The 25,157-nt window shown below is 59.3% G+C and carries 20 protein-coding genes and 1 pseudogene; 4 read left to right on the top strand and 17 right to left on the bottom strand.

Annotated features, from left to right (window positions below; all coding sequences use genetic code 11):
* Positions 1–213: 213 nt before the first annotated feature.
* The 16 genes and pseudogenes from CCZ28_RS08125 to CCZ28_RS08200 all read right to left on the bottom strand — a co-directional run bounded on the left by CCZ28_RS08125 (position 214) and on the right by CCZ28_RS08200 (position 21,136).
* Positions 214–1,662 (bottom strand): flagellin, encoded by a 1,449-nt coding sequence (locus CCZ28_RS08125; RefSeq protein WP_140217373.1) that lies wholly within the window; start codon positions 1,660–1,662, stop codon positions 214–216.
* Between the two features lie 343 nt (positions 1,663–2,005).
* On the bottom strand, positions 2,006–6,685 hold the full coding sequence (locus CCZ28_RS08130; RefSeq protein ID WP_140217374.1) for a methyltransferase domain-containing protein: 4,680 nt from the start codon (positions 6,683–6,685) through the stop codon (positions 2,006–2,008).
* A gap of 386 nt (positions 6,686–7,071) precedes the next feature.
* Positions 7,072–7,866: pseudogene (gene pseB, locus CCZ28_RS08135) on the bottom strand (UDP-N-acetylglucosamine 4,6-dehydratase (inverting)); the annotation flags it as partial.
* 113 nt (positions 7,867–7,979) lie between these two features.
* Positions 7,980–9,278 carry a flagellar hook-associated protein FlgL gene (flgL, locus tag CCZ28_RS08140; protein ID WP_140217375.1) on the bottom strand — a complete coding sequence of 433 codons (1,299 nt, stop codon included), beginning with the start codon at positions 9,276–9,278 and terminating at the stop codon, positions 7,980–7,982.
* An 11-nt stretch (positions 9,279–9,289) separates the two neighbouring features.
* Positions 9,290–11,329: a flagellar hook-associated protein FlgK gene (gene flgK, locus CCZ28_RS08145; protein WP_140217376.1), complete on the bottom strand. Its 2,040-nt coding sequence runs from the start codon at positions 11,327–11,329 to the stop codon at positions 9,290–9,292.
* Between the two features lie 10 nt (positions 11,330–11,339).
* Entirely contained in the window at positions 11,340–12,560 is a 1,221-nt protein-coding gene (flgJ, locus tag CCZ28_RS08150; RefSeq protein ID WP_140217377.1) for a flagellar assembly peptidoglycan hydrolase FlgJ, read from the bottom strand.
* Positions 12,561–12,572: 12 nt separating this feature from the next.
* The gene (locus CCZ28_RS08155) at positions 12,573–13,682 is read right to left on the bottom strand and encodes a flagellar basal body P-ring protein FlgI (RefSeq protein ID WP_437179195.1); all 1,110 of its coding nucleotides are present in this window, start codon (positions 13,680–13,682) and stop codon (positions 12,573–12,575) included.
* A 2-nt stretch (positions 13,683–13,684) separates the two neighbouring features.
* Entirely contained in the window at positions 13,685–14,380 is a 696-nt protein-coding gene (gene flgH, locus CCZ28_RS08160) for a flagellar basal body L-ring protein FlgH (RefSeq protein ID WP_140217379.1), read from the bottom strand.
* 21 nt (positions 14,381–14,401) lie between these two features.
* Positions 14,402–15,187: a flagellar basal-body rod protein FlgG gene (flgG, locus tag CCZ28_RS08165; RefSeq protein ID WP_140217380.1), complete on the bottom strand. Its 786-nt coding sequence runs from the start codon at positions 15,185–15,187 to the stop codon at positions 14,402–14,404.
* A gap of 46 nt (positions 15,188–15,233) precedes the next feature.
* Positions 15,234–15,977 carry a flagellar basal body rod protein FlgF gene (locus CCZ28_RS08170; RefSeq protein WP_140217381.1) on the bottom strand — a complete coding sequence of 248 codons (744 nt, stop codon included), beginning with the start codon at positions 15,975–15,977 and terminating at the stop codon, positions 15,234–15,236.
* Between the two features lie 170 nt (positions 15,978–16,147).
* Complete coding sequence (gene flgE, locus CCZ28_RS08175; RefSeq protein WP_140217382.1) at positions 16,148–17,497, bottom strand: flagellar hook protein FlgE; 1,350 nt, start codon at positions 17,495–17,497, stop codon at positions 16,148–16,150.
* A gap of 26 nt (positions 17,498–17,523) precedes the next feature.
* Positions 17,524–18,240, bottom strand: a complete 717-nt coding sequence (gene flgD / locus CCZ28_RS08180) for a flagellar hook assembly protein FlgD (protein ID WP_140217383.1) — start codon at positions 18,238–18,240, stop codon at positions 17,524–17,526.
* A gap of 12 nt (positions 18,241–18,252) precedes the next feature.
* The gene (gene flgC, locus CCZ28_RS08185; protein ID WP_058761583.1) at positions 18,253–18,690 is read right to left on the bottom strand and encodes a flagellar basal body rod protein FlgC; all 438 of its coding nucleotides are present in this window, start codon (positions 18,688–18,690) and stop codon (positions 18,253–18,255) included.
* A 2-nt stretch (positions 18,691–18,692) separates the two neighbouring features.
* The gene (gene flgB, locus CCZ28_RS08190; protein ID WP_140217384.1) at positions 18,693–19,115 is read right to left on the bottom strand and encodes a flagellar basal body rod protein FlgB; all 423 of its coding nucleotides are present in this window, start codon (positions 19,113–19,115) and stop codon (positions 18,693–18,695) included.
* A gap of 219 nt (positions 19,116–19,334) precedes the next feature.
* A complete protein-coding gene (cheR, locus tag CCZ28_RS08195; protein ID WP_140217385.1) occupies positions 19,335–20,162 on the bottom strand; it encodes a protein-glutamate O-methyltransferase CheR in 828 nt (275 codons plus the stop codon).
* Positions 20,163–20,203: 41 nt separating this feature from the next.
* Entirely contained in the window at positions 20,204–21,136 is a 933-nt protein-coding gene (locus CCZ28_RS08200) for a chemotaxis protein CheV (protein ID WP_140217386.1), read from the bottom strand.
* A 96-nt stretch (positions 21,137–21,232) separates the two neighbouring features.
* Here CCZ28_RS08200 and flgA point away from each other — a divergent pair, with 96 nt between their 5' ends.
* The 4 genes from flgA (at position 21,233) to CCZ28_RS08220 (ending at position 23,786) form a co-directional block, all read left to right on the top strand.
* Positions 21,233–21,961, top strand: a complete 729-nt coding sequence (gene flgA, locus CCZ28_RS08205) for a flagellar basal body P-ring formation chaperone FlgA (protein ID WP_140221305.1) — start codon at positions 21,233–21,235, stop codon at positions 21,959–21,961.
* A gap of 162 nt (positions 21,962–22,123) precedes the next feature.
* Complete coding sequence (flgM, locus tag CCZ28_RS08210; protein ID WP_140217387.1) at positions 22,124–22,432, top strand: flagellar biosynthesis anti-sigma factor FlgM; 309 nt, start codon at positions 22,124–22,126, stop codon at positions 22,430–22,432.
* A gap of 61 nt (positions 22,433–22,493) precedes the next feature.
* Positions 22,494–22,961: a flagella synthesis protein FlgN gene (locus tag CCZ28_RS08215; RefSeq protein WP_140217388.1), complete on the top strand. Its 468-nt coding sequence runs from the start codon at positions 22,494–22,496 to the stop codon at positions 22,959–22,961.
* A 90-nt stretch (positions 22,962–23,051) separates the two neighbouring features.
* Positions 23,052–23,786 (top strand): flagellar brake protein, encoded by a 735-nt coding sequence (locus CCZ28_RS08220; protein WP_140217389.1) that lies wholly within the window; start codon positions 23,052–23,054, stop codon positions 23,784–23,786.
* 14 nt (positions 23,787–23,800) lie between these two features.
* On the opposite strand, the gene CCZ28_RS08225 is transcribed toward CCZ28_RS08220, so the two are convergent.
* Positions 23,801–25,156: an MFS transporter gene (locus CCZ28_RS08225; protein ID WP_140217390.1), complete on the bottom strand. Its 1,356-nt coding sequence runs from the start codon at positions 25,154–25,156 to the stop codon at positions 23,801–23,803.
* Position 25,157 lies beyond the last annotated feature (1 nt).

Below are 25,157 nucleotides of genomic sequence, written 5' to 3' on the forward strand. Positions count from 1 at the left end.
AGTCCTCGAAACTTTAGCTTTGCATGATAGCTTTTTGATGGCTCTCAACCCCTGAAAAGCGCTCTACGCCGGTAGTTTGGCAGATCTGTCAGCGACGCCAGCTTTCAGGCGAAACCTTTACGGGACCACGTAGGAATCAGGGCGCAATCTGAACCGCCCAAGCCAAAAAGGGAGAAGGGGTAATCCCCTTCTCCCTTTGCCCAGCGGTCAGCCTTACTGGAGCAGACTGAGCACCGATTGCGGCAATTGTTTGGCCTGGGCCAGGATCGCGGTACCTGCCTGTTGCAGCACCTGGTTCTTCGACAGGTTCGCGGTTTCCGCGGCGTAGTCGGTGTCTTTGATCCGGCTACGGGCGGAGGTGGCGTTTTCCGAGATGTTGGTCAGGTTGCTGATGGTGTTGTCGAAACGGTTCTGTACCGCACCAAGGTCCGCTCGCTGGCTGTCGATGTTGGCCAGCGCCTGGTCGATCACCGACAGGGCTTTCTGGGCACCGTCAGCGGTGGAGATGTCGACGTCGGAGACCTGGCTCAGCGTGGACTTGGTGGCACCGAAGATCGCCGTGGTATCGCCGGTCATGGCGAAGGTCGTCGGCGAATCCAACTTGACATAGCCCATGCCCTGGCCACCATTAGCCCTGACATCGACCGCGGCGCTGTAGGTACCGTCGGACCTCTGCGAGGCGACGTTAATGTTGCCTGAAGCGGTGCTGCCGGTGTCTTTGCCGAATGTGATGTTCTCACCGGTTGCCGAGGTGATGGTCAGCTTCCTGGCTTGGCTATCGTAGTTGGCGGTGACACCCAACTTGGCGGCGTTGGCGTTGATCTGGTCGGCCATGTCCTTGGTGCTGGTCACCCCCACCAGGTTCAGCGAATTGCTACCGACCTGCATGGTCATGTTGGCCGAACCGCTGGAGATGGTGTCGGTCACGGTCAGGACGGTACGTGCCGAAGCAGAGAGACCAGGGATCTGGCCGTTCATATTCCCTGCGATGGTCTTGGCGGAGTCACCGGAAGCATAGGTCACCGCCGTACTTTTGCCGCCCCCTACCAGGGTGATGCTGCCACTGGAAGTCAAGGCGCTGCCGCTACCGGCAACCACGCTACCGGCAGTGGTACCAGCAGAGCTACCAGAACTGCTGCCAACCTGGTTGGAACCCAGAGCGGTGGCAGAGGTGTCCTTCAGGGTAACGTCGATGGTTTCGTAGGCGTTGGCGCCGATCTGGAAGCTGGTGGTGCCGAAGGAGCCGTCCAGCAGCTTGCGGCCACCGAAGGTGGTGGTCTGGGCGATACGGGTCAGTTCGTTCTGCTGCGCGGTCACTTCCTTCTGCAGGGCGGCACGGTCGGCATCGCTGTTCGAGCCGTTGGCGGACTGCACGGCCAGGTCGCGGATACGCTGCAGGATGTTGGTGGACTGCTGCATGGCGCCCTCAGCGGTCTGCGACAGGGAGATGCCGTCGTTGGCGTTGCGGGTCGCCTGGTTCAGACCGTTGATCTGGTTGGTCAGACGGTTGGAGATCTGCAGACCGGCGGCATCGTCCTTGGCGCTGTTGATGCGGCTACCGGTGGACAGGCGCTGCATGGAGGTGGCCAGGGAGCTGGACGCGTTCTGCAGGTTACGCTGGGTGTTCAAAGACGGGATGTTGGTATTGACGGTAAGGGCCATGGTGGCGTCCTCCAGTAGAACCTTGTGTGCCTGAGTATGCGAGTGGGACCTGCTTGCTCAGGCGCCCCGGTAATTCGCATTCAAGAGGTTTATCGGTGCTTATCGTCAAACCTTTAGAGTTTTTAGCGACTTTTCTTCGCTGGAAGCTTGACAGCAAGCAACATACCGATTCGTGCAGAAGGGTTATCGACCGAAGTAGCGATTTATTTAGCCCACACGAAACAATTTGCGGGGGTATAGACGCCATCGCCTGCGGCGCGCAGCCTTGAGCGGATGGTGAAATGAAAAGCGCCCGAAAGACGGGCGCTTTGAAGGTGGCAGGTAGGCTCGGACGGCATCGCGATCAGCCGGGTAACCATGCGGCCCGCCACGCCAGCAGGTTTTCCCCCTCCAGCATCCACTCTCGATGGATATCTGCACGTAGCTCAGCTCCCTTGGCACGTGCTAGATCACGGTCTACCAGATGATCGCGAATAGCATCTCGCCAATCCTTGAATCTATTGCGTACCAGAGTGACCGGCAGACCGCATCGGTAGGGCTCGATGTCCGTTGCTATGACAGGAAAACCGCAGGCACCCATTTCGAGTAAGCGCAGATTGCTTTTACATTCGTTGAACCGGTTCATTTCTAGCGGAGCCAGTGCAAGATCGAGATCAAGACTGGCCAGCTTGGCTGGAAACGCATCGATGGCAACGCCTTCATGGTACTCCTGTACTTGCACTCCAGGCGGCGGCATCCCCATGAAGACCCACTCCACCTCATTCGCCAGGGCCTTTATGACGTCTGCGATGATCTGGAGATCACCTGCGTGGCTAGATCCTCCAGCCCAACCCACCCTTGGCTTGCCTGTACGACGCCCTCCCTGCACGCCCTTCCACCAATGGACCGGCAGACGGTTGGGCATGACTACGATGTCGTCATTCAATCCCTGCAAGGCCTCCGCCAGGGCAGGCGTGGAAACCACGACGCGATCAACGATAGATAAGGCCATACGGACCGAGCGCGTTATCTGAGCTCTTGGCAGTTCGTCGTAATGAACGCTCTTAAGCGGGATATTATGTAACAGATCGTCGAGCTCATAGACGAGAAACGACGAAGTAAGCTGTTTCAAACGCCGCATCTCGCTTAGTTGTTCATCGCTTAGTTGGCGCTGAACGACAATGCTGTCAGCCTGTATTCGCGCCTGGTTGGCAGCGTTGAGATAACGCATCTGAAGATTTCCATCAATCAACAGTGCTTCTTCCATGGCCCGGAACGGCTGGATCATCCGGTACTGTCCACAACCCCACTGGTCACCAGGCAGTACTTGCACGACAGGTAGGGGACGCCAGGGTAGCGGACGCCAAAGATTATCCGGCTCGATCTCCCTCACAAAGTCTGTAGCTTCCAATGCGAGGTTGGGATTGTATGCAGGATCCGGTCGCTTGAGTTGCTCGACCCAGCGACGGTAGAGTTGATTTTGGCTGGTCTCATCCAGCGATTTCCTAGGCTGCGTGGATTCCCAGCCCAGACGAGCAAATGGCGTCCATACCACGAGATAGCCAGCCGTCCCCAAACGTGCACAGAGATCAGCCGCAGCGCTCGAGCTAGGTAGTTGCGCGGAAAAACCGGCCAATGACCGGAAAACGTCACGTCGTATCGCTAGGCAAAGCCCATCCACGGCACTGAAATTCTGCACCACCTGCAAACGATGAAGGTAGCCACCTTGATCGTCACGCTCGCCTTCGAACAGATTCCCCACAGGCCCACGAAGACCGAATACCAACCCTGAGCGCACTATATGGCTCGCACGATCCACCAGTTTGGCTCCAGCGGCACCGACCTCTGGACGACTCACATGACCAACAAGCTCCTTCAACCACCCTGCATCCAGGCAAAGGCAACCAGCGTCCAGCATCACCAGACAGTCGCCTTCTGCACGCTCCGCCAGGGCGTTTCGATCATCAGCATCGACCACTCGCAGCGTTGTCACCGCAAGCGCCACAATACCGTCCAGCCAATGTCTCATCGCGGTACCTACGGCGCGCGGACGACCAATCAGGACCTCATAGCCGGAATATTTGGTATTCGTCAGAATGGATTCCAAACAACTGGCAATTTCTTCTACCCCCGATTCGGCCAGGATCAGGATCGATACCAAGGGCGCCGGCGTCGGAAGCTCATAATGGATACGGCTAACGAAAGCGGGGGCAGCGGGCTCGACTCTGGCATTCAGCCCAAGTCGTGCCAGATGAGCTGCCACGACCGCTTGCGGTGCTTCTCTGGGAAGGTTGCTCAGCCAATCGGAGAAAGGTTGGACGGCGTGATAAAGAACATAGGGAAGTTGAACGACACTGCCAAGCCCATGCTGCTCAATCTGCTGCAATAGCAGATCCTGCAAGAAGGCTTCTCCCATCCCAGGAAGACTTGGTGCGCTGTTGAGCAGAGCGGAACGTCCTAGCGCCAGGAAGCGGCCGGTATAGGGAAAGCTGCGCAGTAAATCAAGATTAAGGGCCGGCCGAAATACCGGGTTCTCCGAGCCCGATGCCGTCCGCTGGTCTTCATCGCAATAGAGCGCCTGGATGCCGGTGGACAGTACCAAGCACTCAGCCATCCTAAGTATTGCATCCGATTCGAGTAGATCGCCTGCCATCAAGCGTAGCGTCCAATCGATATCGCTATTAGCGGCCGCAGCCTGCCAGGTCGCAAGTGAATCACTGATGTCAGCTATCTGAACAATATCGTCTACTGGATATAGTTGGCCTTTTAGGCTAAGTAAGGTCTCTTGCAGCCCCTCCCCTGCACCGACGACCACCGCCTGAAAACGCAACCGCCGATCTTCGAGCAATGCTTGGCGATAGATGTTCTGCCGTGCAGGTGATAGGGTGCGCTGCTGCAGCCAACTTTGGTAGTTGTCAGCTTGGTCAGATGACTTCTCCCCCCCTTTAGGAGGCGCAGCTACAGTTATCGCAGTGTCAACTGCAGTCGCCATGATCGCGGTGGAGCCGGCATAGCGCCTCGTCAGATCATCTTGACTACGACCGACACGCGCGCGAATCAGGAATTGAAGACTACAGAGTTCAGCAATATCTTCGGGCTGCAAATTACTAAGGCTCAGGTTGCCGATCTGCAATGTGGCGTCCTGCTGATCCTTATTATCGTGATAGGCCTGTGCCAGGCGCCCATCGAGTAGGTAGTTAAGGGTGTCGACATGATATCCGGTTTCGAATAGGAAACGACGGAACTCGGCTAGAGTGAAGAAACGGATATGAGTCACATCCAGCAGGCCCGCGCCCTCGTATTTCCAGTAGCCCTGGGCCAGCTCTGACATCAGGTAAAAGTTGCGGACATTGGGAATAGAGATGACTAGTTGCGCATCTGGGGAAAGTAATGGCTGCAATGCCTTCATCACCGCCCAGGGGTTGTATAGGTGTTCGAGCACGTCTCCCAGGATGACGCCATCCAACGTACCGGCTTCGATACCTTCAGCTTGAAGATCGAAATCTTCAAATTTACCGATCAATACCCGGTCAAGGCGTTCTGCAGCGATCTTAGCCGCTGATTCGTTGACCTCTATTCCCCATACCTGCGATTTAGGAAAACGTTGTTTGAACAGACCGCTGGTAGCTCCAGCCGCACAGCCGATATCGAGCAGTAGTTTTGGCGGACTTGCGAACGCACCGAGCAATTCTTCTCGGGCAGCCTGGTGATAGGCAGCTTCGACATCGCTGACACTGACATCAAGATGTGTTTGCCACACGTAGTCTTTACGGACGCTTTCGGGAGGCAAAAGCTCCCCCATCAGACGAACGACCCGCTCGGTAGCCAAACCGTCTACACCAGCATTGTAGTAAGGTGCTCGCGCATCCATCTCAGCGACCATGGCGCGACGCCGGTCAGCATTAGTCAGCAGTTCCCCCAAAGCTGAGGCCAGCTCTGATGATTCAACTTCCAAAATGCCAGAAGCCGCGTCGAAGGTAGGCCCGAGTAACGTGCCCGGCATATTCAACAGGTTGATAGCAGGTGTACCGGCCAGCATGGCTTCAACACTGTAATTGGAATCGACGGCGACCAGAACGTCGGCCGCCAACAGCCACTCGCGGCCGTTATCGCTGGTATGCAAATAGTTCTCAGTGTTCGCGCCCAACTCCGCGAGCAGCTCGGCACAGCGGTGAGAACCAAAATGCGCATTAGCCGGGCGATCCTTGATAACGGAGGTAAATTGCCAGCCCGCGCGACGTAATTGTTCACACGCATCGAGGAATACCAAGAGCGTATCGCCATAGAGATGCTCGTTACCTAAGGCAGTGAGATTAGCTGACCACGTGGTACCAAAGACTACAATGGGCTGCGCCACCGAGCGCCCGTGTTGTGCACAGATCGCCTGACGAATATCGGCTCTTTGAATTCGCCACTGGGGATAGCCATCCCAAGCAGGGTTACCAGTGACACGTAGTCGGTCAGGTGAAATCCCAAGATCCAGATAACCTTCGCAACCTCTTTCTCCGTAAACCGCCAGGATGTCAGCCTGTAGGTGAGCATGAACCGTATAAGGATCGGAGAGCGCTAGCACGTGCGCGAGATGAAGACTGGCAATTTTCTGATCTTTAGCCCAGTTGACAAGGGTCTTACCGGCAAGCTGCATATCTTCGTTCACAACGACGAGCAGAATGCTGTACTGCTCCATGGCACGCTCTAGTGCTGCCAACAACAGCGTCACGCCAGGTAAGTCACCTTGAAGCGTCTCTAGAATGGACGAAGCAAAGCTACTCTCTACTTCCTGCCCATCCTCTGCCTTAAGCTGGTCGCGCAGACTTAGCCAGTCACGTTCGGCCGAGTCCTGCGCAGCTTGCCGCTCACTCGCATCGAGCAATGCCATCAGGTCAACGACCTCTGCCCCTTCAGCGCCTAATGAAGTCATTAGCTCATCGCTGATCAGATTTGGCAGACTGAGAATCGTCATAGCCCCCTGTTGCCTGACGAATCGCTGCAACACCTCGTGCTGTGCACCCCATAACAAGCTGATGATGGCTTGGCGGCTCATGTGCGTACTCCAGTGAAGCAACCGTAATGGTTTTGTAGAAGCCGCTCCATAAGCTTGTATTGAGCACCTGAGGCGATTGCAATCAAATTACCCGATGGCACCTGCATCCCTTCGGCCCGCTGCCGAACGATAGTCAATGCCTCTCGATCCAGTGACTCAGCCGCGTGCCACTCGGCGAAACGTTCCTGGACCCAGCCTGGCAGCAACGCTTTCCAAGGTAACCCCGGCCATTGCGCTGTACAGGCAGCAACTAGTCGGTATAGGTAGTGCTGGCAACGAAGACTGGGAAGCAGCGCGTCCCAAGCAGCATGGTAGGCGTCGCGATCAAGGGGTAGTTGTGTCATCAGCTCAACGCCGTCCTGGGTCCGTAGCGCGGACTCGATTCCATGCAAGCGGTGCGCTAGCTCTGAGTTGGCCTGGGCATCTGGGCTTTTTTCCATGACTACGAATAGTCGTCCAGCCACTGAGGGAGCCAGGTATTCGATCAGCGCCGAAGGAATCTTGAGCACGAACAGCTCGCCACCCTGCATCCGCTCGAAGCTGCGCATCACGAAATCCACGCCCTCGTCGAGGGTGATCCAGAAGCGCGTCATGCGCGCATCGGTGATGGGCAGGTCAGTCGCGCCGCCAGCGATCAGCTTGCGGAACAGCGGCAACACCGAACCGCGCGATCCCACCACGTTGCCATAGCGCACCACGGCAAAGGAGGTATCACGACTACCGGCGATATTATTGGCCGCGACGAACAGCTTGTCCGAGAGCAGCTTGGTGGCGCCATAGAGATTGATCGGGCTGGCCGCCTTGTCGGTGGACAGGGCGATGACCTTCTTCACGCCATTCTGCAGCGCCGCGGCAATGATGTTTTCCGCGCCGTTGACGTTGGTACGGATGCATTCGGTAGGGTTGTATTCGGCCGCTGGCACCTGCTTGAGGGCAGCGGCATGCACCACCAGATCGATCCCGCGCATGGCCTGCTGGAGCCGTTGCTCGTCACGTACGTCGCCAAGGAAATAGCGCATGCAGGGGGCGTCGAACTCCTGGCTCATTTCGTACTGCTTGAGCTCGTCGCGGGAGAACACCACCACCCGCTTGGGTCGGTAGTCGCTTAACAGACGCTTGACGAAGGCCCTGCCGAAGGAGCCGGTACCACCCGAAATGAAGATCGACATGCCATCAAACATTTTGCTATCCCTTCGCGATGAGTCGAGCGGTCGACCTGGCGGAAAACCGTCACGGCAAGCTTACCGGAAGAGTAGCAGCAAAAAATCGGCCAATTCAGCTAGGCCATAGCTCATCACAGGTACTTGAACAGGCTCAGCTGGGCGATCTTCACGAAGCTCTGCTGCGACGCCTGCAGCACGGTGTTCTGCAAGGCGTATCGCGACAGGGCTTCAGGATAGTCGAGATCCTCGAGGTCCGACTGGACCGACTTGTTCACCAGCGTGACGTTGGCAATGAAGTCGCTGGTGGAGTCGACGACGTTCAAGCGCGCGCCCACCTTGCCGCGAACACCGTCGACCTGGGTATAGGCCGTGTCCAGATTGCTCAGAGCCACGGCGGCGCTGTCGCGGATCTTATAAACCCCCTCGGTACTGCTGTCGCCACTTTCCAGCGCCTTGCGCAGGTCGGATACGACGTTGAGCAGGCTACGCTTCTCGTTGGCGGTGTCGCGGGTGATCTTGAATTCGTCTCCCGAGGCCGGGGCCCCGTCTATCTGCACCTTGACCCCGCCGTAGCGGATGAACCGACTGGATTCCTGGGTGCTGCTCAGACTGTCGGCCTTGAGCTGGCCAGCGGGTGGGTTGGCCGGATCGTAGGCAGCCCATTGCGCGGCGGTTGGCGCGTTCTTGAGATCATAAATGACGTACTTCTTGTCATCCAGAAAATGGATGCCTATCCCATCGGTACTGGCCGGCGGAGAACTGGCCGGGAAGGTCGAATCGTATGCACCCTTGTCTTCCACCAGCCCCAGTGAAATCCGCCCGGTACCGGTATTGGTCGACGCCTTGGCGGTAGCCACGCGGTTGGCGTTGAAGTTGTTTTCGAAGGCGTCCTTGCCGCTGTCGCTGATGGAAACGAAGGTTGAGCTGGCGATCTGCACGTTCCGCTGCCCTTCATCGCCTTTATAGCTGTAGGTACCGTCGGCATTACGCACATAGGGCTGGGTATCGCCCATGGAGCCGGAAAACAGGTATTTGCCGCTGGCATCCTTGCTGTTGAGCAGGTTCATCAACTCGTCTTCGCGCTGACCGACCTCTTTCGCCAGGGAGGCCCGGTCGGTCGGATCGAGAGCGCCATTGCCCGCCTGGACAGCGATTTCGCGGATCCGCGTCAGCACGGTCTCCACCGAGGTCAGCATGGCTTCTTCGGTATTCAGGCTGTTCTTGGCCGCGGTCATGCCGGTGTTGTATTGACCGTTGAGCGACTCTTCCTGGCTCAATTGCAAAAGCTTGACCGAAGCAACGGGATCATCCGCCGGCGTAAGAATTTTCTTGCCAGTGCTGATCTGTTCCTGGGTACGGCTGACACTGCCATAGTTGCTCTGCAGGCCGTTGATGCCGTTATTGAAAGCCTGGACGGTGGAAATGCGCATGGGCGGGTTCCTTATCTGAAGGCGCCGATCAGGGTGTCGAACAACGACTGGGCGATCTTGATGACCTGTGCCGAGGCGCCGTAGTACTGCTGGAACTGGACGAGCTTGGCTGCCTCTTCGTCCAGGTTCACCGCCGACAGGGAGTCACGATTGTCTTGGGATTGCTTGAGCACGGTTTCACTAGCAGCAGAATCCACCCGTACTTGGGCGGTCAGGGTGCCGACCCGCTCAACCAGGCCGCCATAGGCATTGCTGTAGGTGGTGCCGGTAGTGCCGTACCCGCCCATGGTGTTCTTGGTCTGCAGGGCCACCAGGCTAAGGGCGTTGCGGTTATCGGACACGGCACCGCTATTGGTACTGAGGGTAAAGCTGTCACCGGACTGAGGCACACCGCTGATATTGAATTCGTAGCTATAGCTGTTGTTGGTGGTCGGATCGGTGTACTGCAGCCGGACGGTATTGGTCTGGCCGCTGGTGAGGCTTCCCGTCGTGGGCGATACATAGCTGAGTGTCGCCCCCGTTGGCAGGGTTCCGGTCAGCGTCTTGCTGGTGGCGTCATAGCTGAGTTTGAGACCATTGGTACCGAACAGGCGGCCGAAATCGGCGGTATTGACGGGTGACACCGTAGTGGTCAGTGACGGCTGGGTAATGGCACCAGTACCACGATTATTGGTTGTGGTACTGGCCTTGGCCGTGCCAGCAAAACCCAGCTGGCTGGCTTGGGCCAGATCTACCTTGAGCTGCGACGCACCCCGCCGAGTGGGTTGTAAGCTGAAAACGTCGCCGGCTTTAGCCTTGGCCAACTCCGCTGCGGTGAACTGAACCTTGAAGCCCTGATCGTTACCATTGGCATCCGTCAGAGTGAGGGTAACCGGATCGGTACCACTCTGATTGACGGTTAGCGCCGCGTTATCGCTCACCCGGCGCGCCGTGAATCCTGTGCCGTTGAAGTCCAACCGGTAGTCACTGGGATTGAGCTTGCTCGTGTCGGTAATACTCAGGGTGGCATTGGCCGAGCCGGTGTTGGTGGAGCGGCCCATGACGCGCAGACCGATACTCAGGGTATCGTTGATGTTTCCGAACAATGCCGAACCAGCATTGCCCGACAGGTCTAGGCCTTGCCCCAGTTGCTTGTTGACGGTATCCGCCAGCGTCAACGATAGCTGACCGAGACTGTTATAGGCATGGTCCAACGCGGTATCGCGATAGGACAACAAGCCTCCCATCTCACCACCTTTGATCTGGTTCGAGATGTTTTGCTCGGTCGCGCCCGAAGTCAGGACGACCTGAAACCGCGACGGGTCATCGGCGCCAGGTTTCGCCGTCATAGTGGATACGCTATTGCCTACCACCAGCGGTTGACCGGTTCCGACAAACAGGTTGAGCGCACCATCGTCCTGGCTGACCACCTGCAGCCCGACCATGCCGGACAGTTGCTTGATGGCCTGCTCGCGAGCATCGATGAGATCGTTGGGTGCCGCCCCCGCCGCCTTGGAACGCGCAATGGCGTCGTTCAGGCTACCAACGGTCTTGGCTAGCGCATTGATCTGTCCGGTGAGCGCCGAAAGCTGATCATTGATCTGACCGTTCTGCTTGTCGATCTGGTCGTAGAGCGTATTGAATGACTTGGCCAATCCTTGGGCTTGAGCAAGCACTGCCTCGCGCGCTGGAATCGAAGAAGGATCTTGCGAAGCCGTCTGCAGCGTGGCGAAGAACTTTTGCATCGCCGGGGTAATCCCGGTGGTGCTATTGGAGAGCAGCCCGTCGAGCTGGGAGATCTGGGCCTTGAAGCTCTGCAATTCGCTGTTCTGACTGTTCGCGGTTCTCACCTGGCTGGTCAGAAAATCGCTGGCAAGACGACGCACGTCCACCGTCTGGGAACCCGAGCCGATGTAGCCCGAGCCATTGAACTGGGCGATGTTGGTCTGCTGGATGGCCTCTTGGCGCGAATAGCCCGCGGTATTGACGTTGGCGATGTTGTGCCCGGTCGTGGTCAAGGCGTTCTGCGTGGTCCGCAGCCCTGACAAACCGATGGAAAGTAGATCAGCCATGGGTCACTCCTCAGCCCCGCGACGACGGACCGCCCAGGGAGGCGACGGTCTGGTAGGTGTTCATGTTGCGAGCGATCTGGATCACCTTGCGGGCGTATTGCGGGTCGGTGGCATAACCGGCCTGTTGCAGCCCCTGCATGAAGCGCTCGGAATTGCCATTGGTGGAGAGCGCCTTGTCGTAGCGGTCGTTGCTCTGCAGGAAGTTCACGTAGTCATGGAAGCTGTCGGCGAAGGAGTCGTAGGTGCGGAATTTCTCGGTCTCCTTCACCGCCTTGCCATTGACGAACTCCTGGGTCACGGCCGTGGCGCTGCCGCCGTCCCAGCCGTGGGACTTGATGCCGAACAGGTTATTGCTGTTGCTGCCATCGGCCTGCTTGACCATGTGCTTACCCCAGCCCGTCTCCAGCGCGGCCTGGGCCACCAGGTACTTGGGATCGACGCCCAGGCGCTTCGCCGCGGCTTCGGCCATCGGCATCATGGTGTCGACGAATTCCTGACGGGTGCGAAAGCGCGTCTTGCCGGTGGCGGCCGAGGTGCTGTCGAGGCCGGCCACGGCATCGTTCGCGGCAGCCGTCTTACCGGTCGACTGGGTAGCGTTCTGGCGCCAGGCGCTCTGCGCAGCGACCACGTCCTGGTAACTCTGCTTGAGAGCGGCGCCCTGCTCCGCCGCGCCGGAAATGTTGGCGGCCGTACGCTCGGCCAGGCGCCCGGGCAAGGCCAGGCGGCGAGTGTTGAGCGCAGCGGACTCGTCACGCCCGGAAGCCGTGGTGGCCGCCGGCGTCAGACCGCGACTACCGGCCTCGTTCAGCTTGGCATTGCGACCAGCGGCCAGCTGGCTTTCGGTCGGCGCGGCCTGGCCCACCTGAGCGAAGGGATTGGGACGTGCCGAGGGGTGCGTGGTCTTGCTCAGCTGCCGCTCCAGGACATTGGCCAGGCCGATACCGCCGCCGTCGCGCGACAGCGACACGGCCAGTTGCTGGTCGTACATGTCCTGGTACTGCTTGGTGGTCTCGCTGGAAAAGGGGCTGTCCTTGTCCGCCAGTGCCTGGTTGGCGCTGCGCATGGACTTGAGCATCTGGTTCAGGAACAGCGACTCGAATTCGCCCGCGACCTTCTTGACGTTTTCCGCGCTGTCGCGATCCTTACCCTTCATCTGGGCCAACCGATTCAGGTCGGTGAAGGCCCCCGAATCCTTGACGTTACCGTAGTTGCCACCCAGACGAGATTCCATCGCCCGCTCTCCTTAAATTACGATCAGATCAGCCTGCAAGGCGCCGGCCTGTTTCAACGCTTCGAGAATGGCGACCAGGTCGCTGGGCGCCGCGCCCACCTGATTCACCGCCCTCACGATCTCATCCAGCGTGGTACCCGGCCCGAACTTGAACATCGGCTTCGCCTCCTGTTTGGCCTTGACGGTCGACTTGGGCGTCACCACCGTCTGGCCACCCGACAAGGGATCGGGTTGGCTGACCTGAGGGTCTTCGCTGATGGTCACGGTCAAGCTGCCTTGGGTGACCGCGGCCGGCGAGACCTTGACGTTCTGGCCGATGACGATGGTCCCGGTACGGGAGTTGACGATGACCTTGGCCACCGCCTGCCCCGGGTCCACTTCCATGTTCTCCAGGATCGACATGTAGTCGACGCGCTGGCTGGGATCCACCGGTGCCGTGACGCGAATCGACCCGGCATCGATAGCGGATGCAACCCCCGCGCCAAGTGTCTCGTTGATCTTGTCGACCACCCGCTTGGCCGTGGTGAAGTCACTGCGCTTGAGGTCTAGGACGATGCTATTGCCCTGATCGAAACCGCTCGGCACCGGTCGCTCGACGGTCGCGCCGTTTGGAATGCGCCCGGACGACGGAACGTTGACGGTGATCTTCGAGCCATCGCGACCTTCGGCGTCAAAACCACCCACCACCAGGTTGCCTTGAGCGACGGCATAGATCTGGCCGTCGATGCCCTTGAGCGGCGACAGCAGCAGGCTGCCGCCGCGCAGGCTCTTGGCGTTGCCGATGGAGGACACCGTGATGTCGATGGTCTGGCCCGGCTTGGCGAAGGCCGGCAGGTCGGCATGGATGGAGACCGCCGCCACGTTCTTGAGCTGCGCCGTGGTACCCGGCGGCACCTTGATGCCGAACTGGGCGAGCATGTTGTTGAAGGTCTGGACGGTGAACGGCGTCTGGGTGGTCTGGTCACCGGTACCCGGCAAGCCCACCACCAGGCCATAGCCGATCAGTTGGTTGGTCCGCACGCCCTGGATGTCGGCGATGTCCTTGAGACGATCCGCCTGGGCCAGGGGCATGACCAGGGCCAGGGCAACTGCAACGATGAGAGTCTTGAACATGGCGCTCATCCTTAGAACGGCATCAGCGGGCTGCTGAAGAACTGGCTCAACCAGCCGGGCTGGCTGGCGTCGGCGAAGGCACCGGTCCCCGAATAGGTGATCCGCGCATCGGCCACGCGGGTGGACGAGACGGTATTGTCAGTGGCGATGTCGTCGGCACGGACCATGCCCTGGATGCGCATCAACTCGTTGCCGGTATTCAGCGTCAGCCACTTCTCACCGCGGACCACCAGGATGCCGTTGGGCAACACCTCGGCGATGGTCACGGTCAGCGAACCGGACAGACTATTGCCCTGGGCCGCCGTGGACTTGCCGGTATTGGAGCGGTTGCCGGAGAAGCCAGCGTCCAGGCTGAGGTCGCCATCAGCCAGCGGATTAGGGATCTTCGGCTTGGCGCCGAACAGCGAGGTCAGCCCGAGAGTCGTCTTGCTGTTCTTGGCGACATCGGAGCTGGCGTTCTTGCTGGCCTGGGTCTTCTCCTGCAGGGTAACAGTGATGATGTCGCCCACGCGGAAGGCCTTGCGGTCGGTATAGAGATTCTGCTCGAACCCCGACTGGAAGATCGCACCGTTGTTCTGCGCCGCCGGCACCGGTGTACGCGGCAGGACCGGCGCGTAGTAGGGATCGTCCGGCTTGGCGGCCGGGGCTACGCATCCTGCGAGTACGAGCGCTCCAAGAAGCGGGGCGACGGCGAACAGAGGTTTCATGAAACGCTTCCTCACAGGGGATTAAAGCTGCTGGGTAACGAAGCCGAGCATCTGATCGGCAGTGGAAATGACCTTGGAATTCATCTCGTAGGCGCGCTGGGTGGTGATCATGTTCACCAGCTCCTCGACGGTGCTCACGTTGGAGTTTTCCAGGGTGCTCTGCAGCACGGTGCCGAGGCCGTTCAGACCCGGAGTACCGACCTGGGGCGCACCGCTGGAGGCGGTCTCGCTGAACAGGTTCTGGCCCACGGCCTGGAGACCGCCCGGATTGACGAACTGAGCGATCTGCAGATTGCCGATGACCTGCGGCGCGGGCTGGCCGGCGGTGGTGACCGACACGGTGCCATCCTGCCCGACGGTGAAGGTCTTGGTGTCGGCCGGCAGCACGATGGCCGGCTGCAGCGCAAAGCCATTGGCTGTGACCACCTGGCCATCGGCATTCAGGTGGAAGGTGCCGTCACGGGTGTAGTTGATGGTCCCGTCGGGCATGGTCACCTGGAAGAAACCATCGCCGTTGATGGCCATGTCCAGCGGCTGGTCGGTGGTCTGCAGCGAACCTTCGGTGAAATTCTTCTGGGTGCCGACGATGCGCACACCGGTACCCAGCTGCAGGCCGGAGGGCAGTTGGTTGTCCTGAGTGGACTGGGCACCCGGCTGGCGACGGATCTGGTACAGCAGATCCTGGAACTCGGCACGATCGCGCTTGAAGCCGGTGGTGGAGACGTTGGCCAGGTTGTTGGAAATGGTGGTGAGGTTCATGTCCTGGGCGGACAGACCGGTCTTGGCGACCCACAGTGACGACATCATGATGGTATTCCTCGAAGTGCCGGTTTTACGTCGGCGCTAGCCGTTATCAGGAGAATTGCAAAACCTTTGCCATCGCCGCGTCGTTGTCTTCCGCGCTGCGCATCATCTTCACCTGCAGCTCGAACTGGCGAGACAGGGACAGGATCGAGGTCATCTCTTCAGCCGCATTGACGTTGCTCGACTCGACGAAGCCGGAGACCAGGGAAACGTTGGCATCCGCCGGCGGGGCGGCTTGCCCCTGCTTCATGTGCAGCAGGCCATCGAGCCCCTTCTCCATCTGCTTGGTATCGGGATTGACCAGCTTGATGCGGTCGACCTGCGCCAGCGCATTGGGCGCCTGGCCCATGCCGCGTATGGTGATGCTGCCGTCCTGGCCGATCTCCACCTTGGACGCAGGCGGCACGGCGATCGGACCGCCATTGCCGAGCACCGGCAAACCATTGCCGGTGCGCAACATACCCAGGGGGTCAATCTGCAGGCTGGAGGTACGGATATAGGCTTCCTTACCGGAAGGGTCCTGGACGGCAACGAAGCCCGGCCCCTGGATGGCCACATCCAGGTCACGCCCGGTCTCCTGCAGCGCGCCGGGGGTGAAGTCCGTCGCCGGTCGCTCGCTCATGGAATAGACGCGCGAGGGCATCGTCTCGCCGAACACCTGCATCGAGCGCGCCTGCTCGAGATCCTTGCGAAAGCCCGACGTCGAGACGTTGGCCAGGTTGTTGGCGTGGGCGCGCTGGGCCATCTCGTTCTGGCTGGCGCCGGTCATGGCGACGTACAGCAGCTTGTCCATCTGATCCTCCGACGGCGGCAGATTGCCGCCAAAACGTGCGTTCGGAGTGTGTTTAGCAAGCGCCGTTCCAGAAAATTAAAATCCTTATAAAACAGTTGCTTGAAAATAAAAAAGCCTCCCGAAGGAGGCTTTTCCTGGCAGCAGGTCGCGCCGCCGTCAGAGAAACGACATCAACGCAGGTTGATGATCGTTTGGGTGATGGCGTTCTCGGTCTCGATGGTCTTGGCGTTGGCCTGGTAGTTGCGCTGCGCCACGATCATGTTGACCAACTGGCTGGAGATATCGACGTTGGACGACTCCAACGCACCTGCCTGCAGCGCACCCAAGGTGCCAGAGCGCGGCGTTCCTACCACTGGCTGACCCGACCCTGCCGACTCGACCCAAGAAGTCTTACCCATTGGCGTCAAACCCTGGACATTGGCGAAGTTGGCCAGAATGACCTGTCCCTGCACCTTGGACTGGCCATTGGTGTAACGCGCGAAGATCTGCCCGGTGTCATCGACTTCCAAGCCAGACAATTGGCCAGTGGTGTAACCATCCTGATTGACGCTGGTAACAGCGAAGGAGCTGCTGTACTGAGTGGACCCACGCATATCGATCGTGATACCCGCAGCGTTGGCTTTGGCACCGTTCGACGACCAGACCGCGGGCGTACCGCCATTGGAGATTGCTGGAACCCAGTCCTTCAGATTGAGTACGCCCTCGAAGGCGCCCGAGGACGCATTGTTGACCTTGGTCAAATTGGTCGAGGTAATGTTGGCCCCATCCAAAGCACCACTACTGGTGAAGGGTAGCTTCACGGTATAAGGCGTCGCGATCTTGGTGGTGGCGTCCTCCTTAGTCGGATCCCCTGGATTACGACCATCGATCAGCACGTTCATGGTCCAGCTGTTGTTGCTGTCCTTGACGAAATATTGCGACAGCACGTGGGCATTACCCTGACTGTCGTAGATGTTCACCGAGGTGGAGGAGTTGTAGCTGGTGGGATCCGAAGGGTTGAACGGTGTCGTCGTGGGAGTCGTATTGGTCGAATTCAGGTTCACGGTTTGCTTCATGGAACTGGTGGGCTTGGGCGCCTGGCTCGCCGTCTCTACCCGCAGATCACTTCGCACACCCGGCTGCAGCAGACCCTGGGCATTGGTGGTGTAACCCTGCAGCCGATAGTTGTTGTTATCGACGATGTAACCGTCCTTATCCGTGCCGAAATAACCTGCCCGAGTGTATTGAATAGCCCCGTTATTGCTGGTCATGAAGAAACCGTTGCCATTGATACCCATGTCCAGCGCATTCTGGGTGTAGTCGATGGTGCCCTGGTTGAACAGCTGGCCGACGTTGCCGAGCAGCACACCACTGCCCTGGGCATTCTTGCCGGTACCCAGCACCGAGGCGGCATAGAGATCCTGGAACTCGGCGCGCGACTGCTTGAAGCCCACGGTACTGGCATTGGCGATGTTGTTGCCGGTGATGTTGAGATCACTGGACGCGGCCTTGATGCCGCTCAAACCGATATTGAAAGACATGCTGGATTCCTCTCTTGCGCCGCGCCTTACTGGCCGACCGCCTGGACTTTGGAGATGCCGATGCTGCCGATGCCGGCAAGGTTGAGTGTCATTTCGCCGCCGTTCTGCCCCAGCGTCACACTGTCGACATTGGCCGGTAAGCTGGTTTTCATGGCTTCAGTCTTGCCATCCACGCTGGCCTGGGCCTCGAAACGATAGGTGCCAGCATCCAACTTCTTGCCGTCAGCGTTGGTACCATCCCAGGTGAAGTTCACCAGACCGCTGGACTGTTGGCCGAGGTTCAGACGATTCACCTGACTGCCGCTTTCGTTGTACACGTTGACCCAGACGTTGGGACTGGATGCGGTCAAACTCATCGCACCTTTGAAGTTCGTGCTGGTATCCACCTTCACCTTGTCGGTATCGACGATCACCTTTCGCCCTACCAAGGTGGAAGCCTGTAGCGCCTGGGACGACTGGCTGCCGGACAGGATCGAACTCACACTGGTATTGAGGTTGGTGATGCCCTCGACAGTACTGAATTGCGCCAGTTGCGCGATGAATTCACCGTTGCCCTGCGGCTCCAACGGATTCTGGTGATTCATCTGGGCGACCATCAGCTTGAGGAACTCGTCCTTGCCGAGCTGGCTGGTCTTCTTGGTCCCGCTGGCACTGGTACTGCTGTCGGACGTCGTGCTCGTCTTGTTGACCGAGTACTTGTCCAATACCGACTGCGCGGTGGAATTGGTGGTACTGATAGCCATGGCGCCGGTTCCTTACTGACCCAGGGTCAGTACCTTCTGCATCATCTGTTTGGCGGTATTCATCATTTCCGCATTGGTCTGGAAGGCGCGACTGGCGGAAATCATGTCAGCCATCTCTTCCACCACGTTCACGTTCGGGTAATAGACGTAGCCGTCCTTGTCCGCCATGGGATGGTTGGGCTCGTAGCGCTTCTGCACTTCGCTCGGATCCTCGACGATGCCCTTCACCTCCACCCCGACCCCGGCCTGGCCCTGGTCGTCGAACAGCGAGTCGCCGCCCTGGGCGGCATTGAGCTGGGTGGCGAACACCGGATGCCGCGCCTTGTAGGTCTTGTCGACACTGGAGGAGACGGAGTCGGCGTTGGCCATGTTGCTGGCCACGGTATTCAGGCGAACGTTCTGGGCGCTCATCCCACTACCGGCGATGTTGAACAGCGAACTCAAGGACATGGCTATTCTCCGCGCAGGGCCGACATCAGGCCCTTGAACTTGCTATTGAGCAGGGTGAAGCTGGCCTGGAAATTCATGGCGTTCTCGGCATAGTTCGCCTGCTCCACCTGAGCATCCACGGTGTTCTGGTCCACCGACGGCTGGCTAGGGATACGGTACTTGAGCGCCGCATCGCCCATGCCCATGTCGAAGCCCTCGGCATGAATGTGCCGGCTGTTGGTGGTTTCCAACTCATAGTGATGCGTGGCACCAGAGGCGCCCTTGGCCGCCTGCTCGGCCAGCACCGCGCTGAAATCCAGATCCCGCGCCTTGTAGCCGGGGGTATCAGCGTTGGCGATGTTGTTGCCCAACACCTCGGCACGCTGCGAACGGAAGTTCAGCGCCTTTTCGTGCAACCCGAGTGCCTTATCGAAACTGATGCTCATGTCGAGAGACCTTTGACGTGGCTTGCAAGCAATTTAGCAAGGCCCGTGCCAGTCTTAAGCACCTATCAAAATCAAGGGCTTAGCGCACTACGGCAGTCGCTGACGGGGTAAGCGGCAAGGTTTTTCCGCCGCCTTTGCCGAAACCGAGCAAGAACGCGGCAAAAGTTTGGCGCAAAAGAAAGGGCAGACCGAGGTCTGCCCTTGAGAGTCCTGCTTGGCTTACTTGGCCTTGTAGATGATGCCTGGATTGCACTGCACCATCTGATAGAGATCCGGTAAACCGTTGAGCGCCTCGGACGCGCCCAGAAAGAGATAACCACCGGGCTTGAGGGTGGCATGGATCCGCGTGAGGATGTCTTTCTTCACCTCGGCGGAGAAATAGATCAGTACGTTGCGGCAGAACACCATATCGAACTTACCGAGGCTGGCGTAGCTGTCCAGGAGGTTCAGCGCGCGGAATTCGATCCGGCTGCGGATCGCCGGCTTGACGGCCCAGCGCCCCGGCTGGAGTACGTCGAAATAACGCTGCAGACGCTCTTGGGATAGCCCGCGACCAATCGCCAGCGAATCGTATTCGCCCGACTTCGCCGCGGTGAGAATGGCACCAGACAGATCGGTCGCCACGATCTGCATGCCGCCCCGCCCTTGTCCCAGGGCGCTACGCTCGAATTCGTCCATGGTCATGGACAACGAGTAAGGCTCCTGGCCTGACGAACAAGCGGCCGACCATACCCGCAGGCGCTGGCCGAAGGTGTTCTTGGTCAACTCCGGCAGCAGGCGATTCTTGAGCACCTCGAAGGGATAGGTATCACGAAACCAGAGGGTTTCGTTGGTCGTCATCGCATCGATCACCCTCTCCCGCAAACCGCCCCGGGGCTGCGTCTGGATGCGCTGTACCAACTCCGACAAGGTCTTGATCCCCTCGGTCTCCATGAGCTTGTTCAGCCGACTGGAGACGAGGTACTGCTTATTGTCACCGAGCAGAATCCCGCTGGACTTCTCGAGGAAATCGCGAAAAAGCACAAAATCCGCGTTGACTGCTGACACTGCCGCTCCGCCTTCTGGATACCGAGGTAAAGACGCCTTCACTAGTGACTGTCGACCGCATTGATGCGCTCAACCACTCGGGAGGCGAGATCATCGGGGCGGAACTTGGCCAGGAAGTCATCCGCGCCGACCTTCTTGACCATGGCCTGGTTGAAGACGCCAGACAAGGAGGTATGCAGCAGTATATGCACTTTCTGCATCCGCGGATCATGACGGATTTCCGCCGTGAGGGTATAGCCGTCCATTTCCGGCATCTCGATGTCGGAAATGATCATCAGCAATTCATCTTCCGGACGCTTACCTTCCCCTACCATGGCCTGCAGATAGTTCAATGCCTGCCGCCCATCATTGAGCGCGATGACCTCCACACCCACGGTCTCCAGGCAGCGGCTCACCTGCTTGCGCGCCACCGAGGAGTCATCGACGATCAGCACGCGCTTGGTCACGGCCTTGGCCTGTACCACTTCGCTGATCACCCCGGCCGACACGGTCTCGACGGACGGCGCCACCTCGGAAAGGATCTTCTCGACATCGATGATCTCGACGAGTTGATTGTCGACCCGAGTGACTGCCGTCAGATAATGGTCGCGACCAGTACCTTTGGGCGGCGGATTGATGCCTTCCCAGTTCATGTTGACGATGCGCTCTACCGACCGCACCAGGAAGCCCTGCACCTTGGTGTTGTACTCGGTGATGATCACGAAGCAGTTGTTGATGTCATCCAGACCGCGACGGCCCGTGGCCATCGACAGGTCGATGATGGGAAAGGTGCCACCACGAATGCTGGCCACGCCCCGTACCACCGGGCTCGACTTCGGCATCACGGTGAGCTTGGGGCACTGGAGTACCTCCTTCACCTTGAACACATTGATGCCATAGAGCTGCGAGCCGTCCAGACGGAACAGCAGCAGCTCCAGACGGTTCTGGCCCACCAGTTGGGTACGTTGGTTGACTGCGTCCAATACACCAGCCATTTGGTGACTCCTCTCGTTGCCACGAGCCGGTAAAAACTCGGCACACAGCTTGCTTAGGTATGAATCATGAAGACCGAAGCGACGTGTTTCCGACCTATGAAAACCTCTTGCCGGTGGGCTGCCAATCTCGTGTTGATCCTGACGTGCCTGAGCGGAAAGGCCTTTGCGGAAGGCGACTACACCTCATCTGACGAACTTATCGGCGCTGTCGAAAGTTTTCTTGAGGAACGCGTACAGGAATATTTGCTGGAAGCGGGTTTCAACGCGCGCCACGAAAACCAGATCAATCCTCTGGATCCGCGCTTGCGCCTCGCCGCCTGCGACAAACCCCTGACACTTTCGCAACAGGGCACACCTACACCGGTGGGCCGGATCAGCATCAAGGTGCGCTGCGAAGGCAGCAGCCCCTGGACGGTGTTCGTGCCAGTTCAGGTAAAGCTATACCGTCCCGTGGTGGTCGCCGTCCAGCCGTTATTGCGGGGAACGGTGCTGGACACCCAGAACGTAGCGCTCATGGAGCGGGATGTCGGGGTCCTTACCCAGGGCTATCTCACCAGTCTGGAACAGGTGGTGGGCGCCCAGCTCAAGCGCCAGGTGGTCAATGAACAGGTACTCACCCCTGCTTTTCTGGAGCAGGCCGAATTGGTCCGCAAGGGTGAACAGGTGGTCATCAGTGCGCGCAGCGCTTCCTTCAATATCCGTATGCAGGGGCAAGCCTTGGCCGACGGCGCCAAGGACGAAGAAATCCGCGTACGCAACCTGAGTTCGAACCGGGTGATCCACGCCCGCGTGGTCGATCAGGGGCAGGTGGAGGTGGCGCTTTAGTCGAAGAGTCAAAAGGAGTACCTTTGAGCGTCCGCATCCAGGAACCTCCGCGCGCCATCCTGTCGAAGGATGTGAACCGTCGCACAGGTCTAGGGCTAAAGTTTCGGTCTATCACGCCGATAAGCCGGGTATGCGAACGAGACTACACGAGGATCTCCACTCATGGCTCTAGATATCAATCGCCTGAATTCGTCCTCTTCTTCAGGCATGGGCGGCACTAAGGCTGCCACGAACAAGGAAGCGGCACCGGCGCAAACCAACGATGCCAAGACGACGTCTCCTAGCGTCTCCGGCGAATCGGTCAGTCTGAGCGCCGAAGCCAAGCAGCTGAGCTCCCTCACTGCAGGACTGAAGGATTTGCCGGTGGTCGACAGTGACAAGGTCAGCCGCCTGAAACAGGCCATCGCCGATGGCTCTTACAAGGTCGACAGCCAGAAGGTGGCCGACAAACTGCTGGCGTTCGAGTCCTGACGCCCGGTTCCGGCATGGCCTTCCTGACGATCACAGCTAACGTTCGAACGGAAACCATGCCATGTCCAATGCCACCCTGCTCGAGATCACCCTTCACGACATCGATTTGAGCGAGCGGTTGCTGGCTTTGATCGATCAGGAATTCCAGGCCTTGACCGAGCGTCAGCTGGAGGCGTTGGAATCCCTGTTGGGTGACAAGCAGATCCTGCTCAAGCAACTGGATCAGCACGCTCAACAGCGTACCACCCTGCTCCGCAACCACGGATTGGCGACCGACCTGCAAGGCCTCAGTGCCTACGCAGCTACCCAGGCGAACGGTCCTGATCTGCTGGCAGCTTCCGCTCGCCTCGTCGAGCTCATGGATAAATGCAAGGTCCATAATGCTCGCAATGGCCAGATCATTCAGGCCAATCGCTTCGTAGTGGGCAAATTGCTCAACGTCTTACAGGGTACGACCGCGCCTAATCTGTACGACAGCCGCGGCGGCCGAACCCAGGGCGGCTACCAGCGACCGCTCAGCTCGGCCTGACGGCCACCTTTCCCTCAAAGATCGCGATTAAGCTGCATGGATGGCTGTTAGCCATTATGCTGGCGCACCGCAACTTACAGGAGTGACAAGGTGTCAGGATCTTTCGCCAGCGATAATGCGCCCCAGCCACCCAAGGTGTACCGCTCAGCCGGCGAGATCATAGCGTCTCTGCGCCCGGCGCTGCAGCATCACATCCCGCTGCGGATCACCTTCGTGCGTCAGGGCCAGCAGTTTCAAAGCTTCGTCGTAGCAATCGACGAAGCCAAGGGGCTGATCGCACTGGATGAGTTCATTCCCCGTGAAGCGGAACGTCTACTGGAACAGGGTCAGTCCTTTAAGGTAGACAGCCTACACGAAGGCATCCTGGTCAGTTGGCGGATCGACCATCAGGTCCAATTCAGCGAACTCGATGGCCACCGCTGCTACTGGGTCGGCTTGCCCGCGGAACTCACCTATCACCAAAGACGCAACGCCTTCCGCGTCAAGCTCCTACTGAACCGGCCAGCTACTGCTGAATTGGTTCAGGACACCCAACAGATTCAGCTGCGCGGCCAGTTGATCGACCTGTCGGCGACGGGTTGCAAGTTGCGCTTTCCCGGCAACGTCACCCACCTGCTGCAACCCGGCCAACTGGTACAGAGCTTCACCGCCGAATTACCCATGGGCGCCATCACCACCGCGGTGAACATCCGCCATGTGACCTGCCTGGATCGTCTCGAACAGAGCGACGTTGGTGTCAGCTTCCACAATCTCAACGGCGCTACCCAGCGTCAGATAGAGCGCTTCGTGTACCAGTTGCAGCGGGAAAACCGCCGCTTCGAGTGACTGAATAAGCAGGATCATGGCGCTCCCGTTTTCGCGGGCGATTCAGCGGACGCTTCCACCTCCTCGGCCGAAGGCCCTTCCGCGGCGACGGGTGTCTCGGTCGACGACTCGCTGTGCATCTGCTCCTGGACGACCTGGCTGTCGACCCGGGGATCCAGGGCCGCTGCCAAGGGTGAGCTGGTGGACCCTTCCGGCATGGGCACATGGTTCAGCGGCGCCTCGTCGACCAGGTGCTTGCCGGTCACCGCATCAGGGCGGATCCGCCAGATGAGCACGCCACCGCACAGCACGACGAAGGCATAGAGCATGTTGGGCCCGATCAGATTCATCAGGGCCCCCACCGCCAGCGGACCGATACAGGCTCCCACGCCAAAGGTGACCAGCAGCATGGCGCTCAGGGAGACACGGCGCTCTCCTTCGATGTGGTCATTGGAAAGCGCGACCGCCAAAGGATAGAGCACGAACTGCAGCAGACTGACGATCAAGCCCAAGGGCAACAGCACCACTGGCGGAACGTGGGGTAGCACGGCCAGCGGCAAGGCGGCGATGGTGAGCGCTATGGCGATCGTGCGGATCAAGCCACTGCGATCGTGCCGATCCGACAGCCAGCCAATCGGCCATTGGGCGATCAGTCCGGCGAAGATGCAACAGGCCATGAACAGACCGATGCGTTCGGTAGGCAGCCCCTGGGCGCTGGCATAGAGCGGTGCCAGACCGTAGAAGGAGCCGATCACCAAGCCGGCGACCAGGGTAGTGGTGAGGGACTGCGGAACCCGCTGGATGAAGAAGGTGGGCTCCAGTGGCGCCGGCTTGAGCGGCGCCGGGTGAATCTTGCCGGTCACCGCCACGGGCACCAGGCACAGGGCGTAGCAGGTGGCGACCAGCATCAGCTTGTCGACATCCAGATCGGGTGAAGCCACCAGTACCGTCTGGCCCAGGGCGAGGCCGAGGTAGGAAGCGGTCATGTAGCCAGAGAAGACCTTGCCCCGCTCGCCGGGACCGGCCTGCTCGTTGAGCCAGCTCTCCAGGACCATGTACTGGCACATCATGCTCATCCCGATGAGCAGTCGCAGGCCCAGCCACACGGGCAACCAGGGCAGCAGGCCGATGCCGAGCACGGCCGCGCCGGCGATGCCGGCACAGGCCACATAGGCGCGGATATGGCCTACCCGGGCGATCAGCCGATGCCCCAGCTTGCCACCGATCACCAGCCCCAGGTAATAGGCGGCGGTCAGGGCACCGACCCAGAACCCCTGGACCTGCTCCGCCGCCAGGCGCAACCCCAGATAGGTGCTCAGCAACCCGGTCCCGATCAACATCAACAGCGTCGCGAAATAAAGCCCGCGAAACGCCGACAGCACACGCCCCATT

It is taken from the genome of Pseudomonas oryzihabitans (genome assembly GCF_006384975.1).
GTDB classification, from domain to species: domain Bacteria; phylum Pseudomonadota; class Gammaproteobacteria; order Pseudomonadales; family Pseudomonadaceae; genus Chryseomonas; species Chryseomonas psychrotolerans_B.

Bases quoted from the DNA above. Each gene is read 5' to 3' on its own strand.
- CCZ28_RS08125 (WP_140217373.1), bottom strand. From the start codon at position 1,662: ATGGCCCTTACCGTCAATACCAACATCCCGTCTTTGAACACCCAGCGT.
- CCZ28_RS08130 (WP_140217374.1), bottom strand. From the start codon at position 6,685: ATGAGCCGCCAAGCCATCATCAGCTTGTTATGGGGTGCACAGCACGAG.
- flgL (WP_140217375.1), bottom strand. From the start codon at position 9,278: ATGCGCATTTCCACCGTCCAGGCTTTCAATAACGGCATCAACGGCCTG.
- flgK (WP_140217376.1), bottom strand. From the start codon at position 11,329: ATGGCTGATCTACTTTCCATCGGTTTGTCAGGGCTGCGGACCACGCAG.
- flgJ (WP_140217377.1), bottom strand. From the start codon at position 12,560: ATGGAATCTCGTCTGGGTGGCAACTACGGTAACGTCAAGGATTCGGGG.
- CCZ28_RS08155 (WP_437179195.1), bottom strand. From the start codon at position 13,682: ATGAGCGCCATGTTCAAGACTCTCATCGTTGCAGTTGCCCTGGCCCTG.
- flgH (WP_140217379.1), bottom strand. From the start codon at position 14,380: ATGAAACCTCTGTTCGCCGTCGCCCCGCTTCTTGGAGCGCTCGTACTC.
- flgG (WP_140217380.1), bottom strand. From the start codon at position 15,187: ATGATGTCGTCACTGTGGGTCGCCAAGACCGGTCTGTCCGCCCAGGAC.
- CCZ28_RS08170 (WP_140217381.1), bottom strand. From the start codon at position 15,977: ATGGACAAGCTGCTGTACGTCGCCATGACCGGCGCCAGCCAGAACGAG.
- flgE (WP_140217382.1), bottom strand. From the start codon at position 17,497: ATGTCTTTCAATATCGGTTTGAGCGGCATCAAGGCCGCGTCCAGTGAT.
- flgD (WP_140217383.1), bottom strand. From the start codon at position 18,240: ATGGCTATCAGTACCACCAATTCCACCGCGCAGTCGGTATTGGACAAG.
- flgC (WP_058761583.1), bottom strand. From the start codon at position 18,690: ATGTCCTTGAGTTCGCTGTTCAACATCGCCGGTAGTGGGATGAGCGCC.
- flgB (WP_140217384.1), bottom strand. From the start codon at position 19,115: ATGAGCATCAGTTTCGATAAGGCACTCGGGTTGCACGAAAAGGCGCTG.
- CCZ28_RS08200 (WP_140217386.1), bottom strand. From the start codon at position 21,136: ATGGCTGGTGTATTGGACGCAGTCAACCAACGTACCCAACTGGTGGGC.
- flgA (WP_140221305.1), top strand. From the start codon at position 21,233: ATGAAAACCTCTTGCCGGTGGGCTGCCAATCTCGTGTTGATCCTGACG.
- flgM (WP_140217387.1), top strand. From the start codon at position 22,124: ATGGCTCTAGATATCAATCGCCTGAATTCGTCCTCTTCTTCAGGCATG.
- CCZ28_RS08215 (WP_140217388.1), top strand. From the start codon at position 22,494: ATGTCCAATGCCACCCTGCTCGAGATCACCCTTCACGACATCGATTTG.
- CCZ28_RS08225 (WP_140217390.1), bottom strand. From the start codon at position 25,156: ATGGGGCGTGTGCTGTCGGCGTTTCGCGGGCTTTATTTCGCGACGCTG.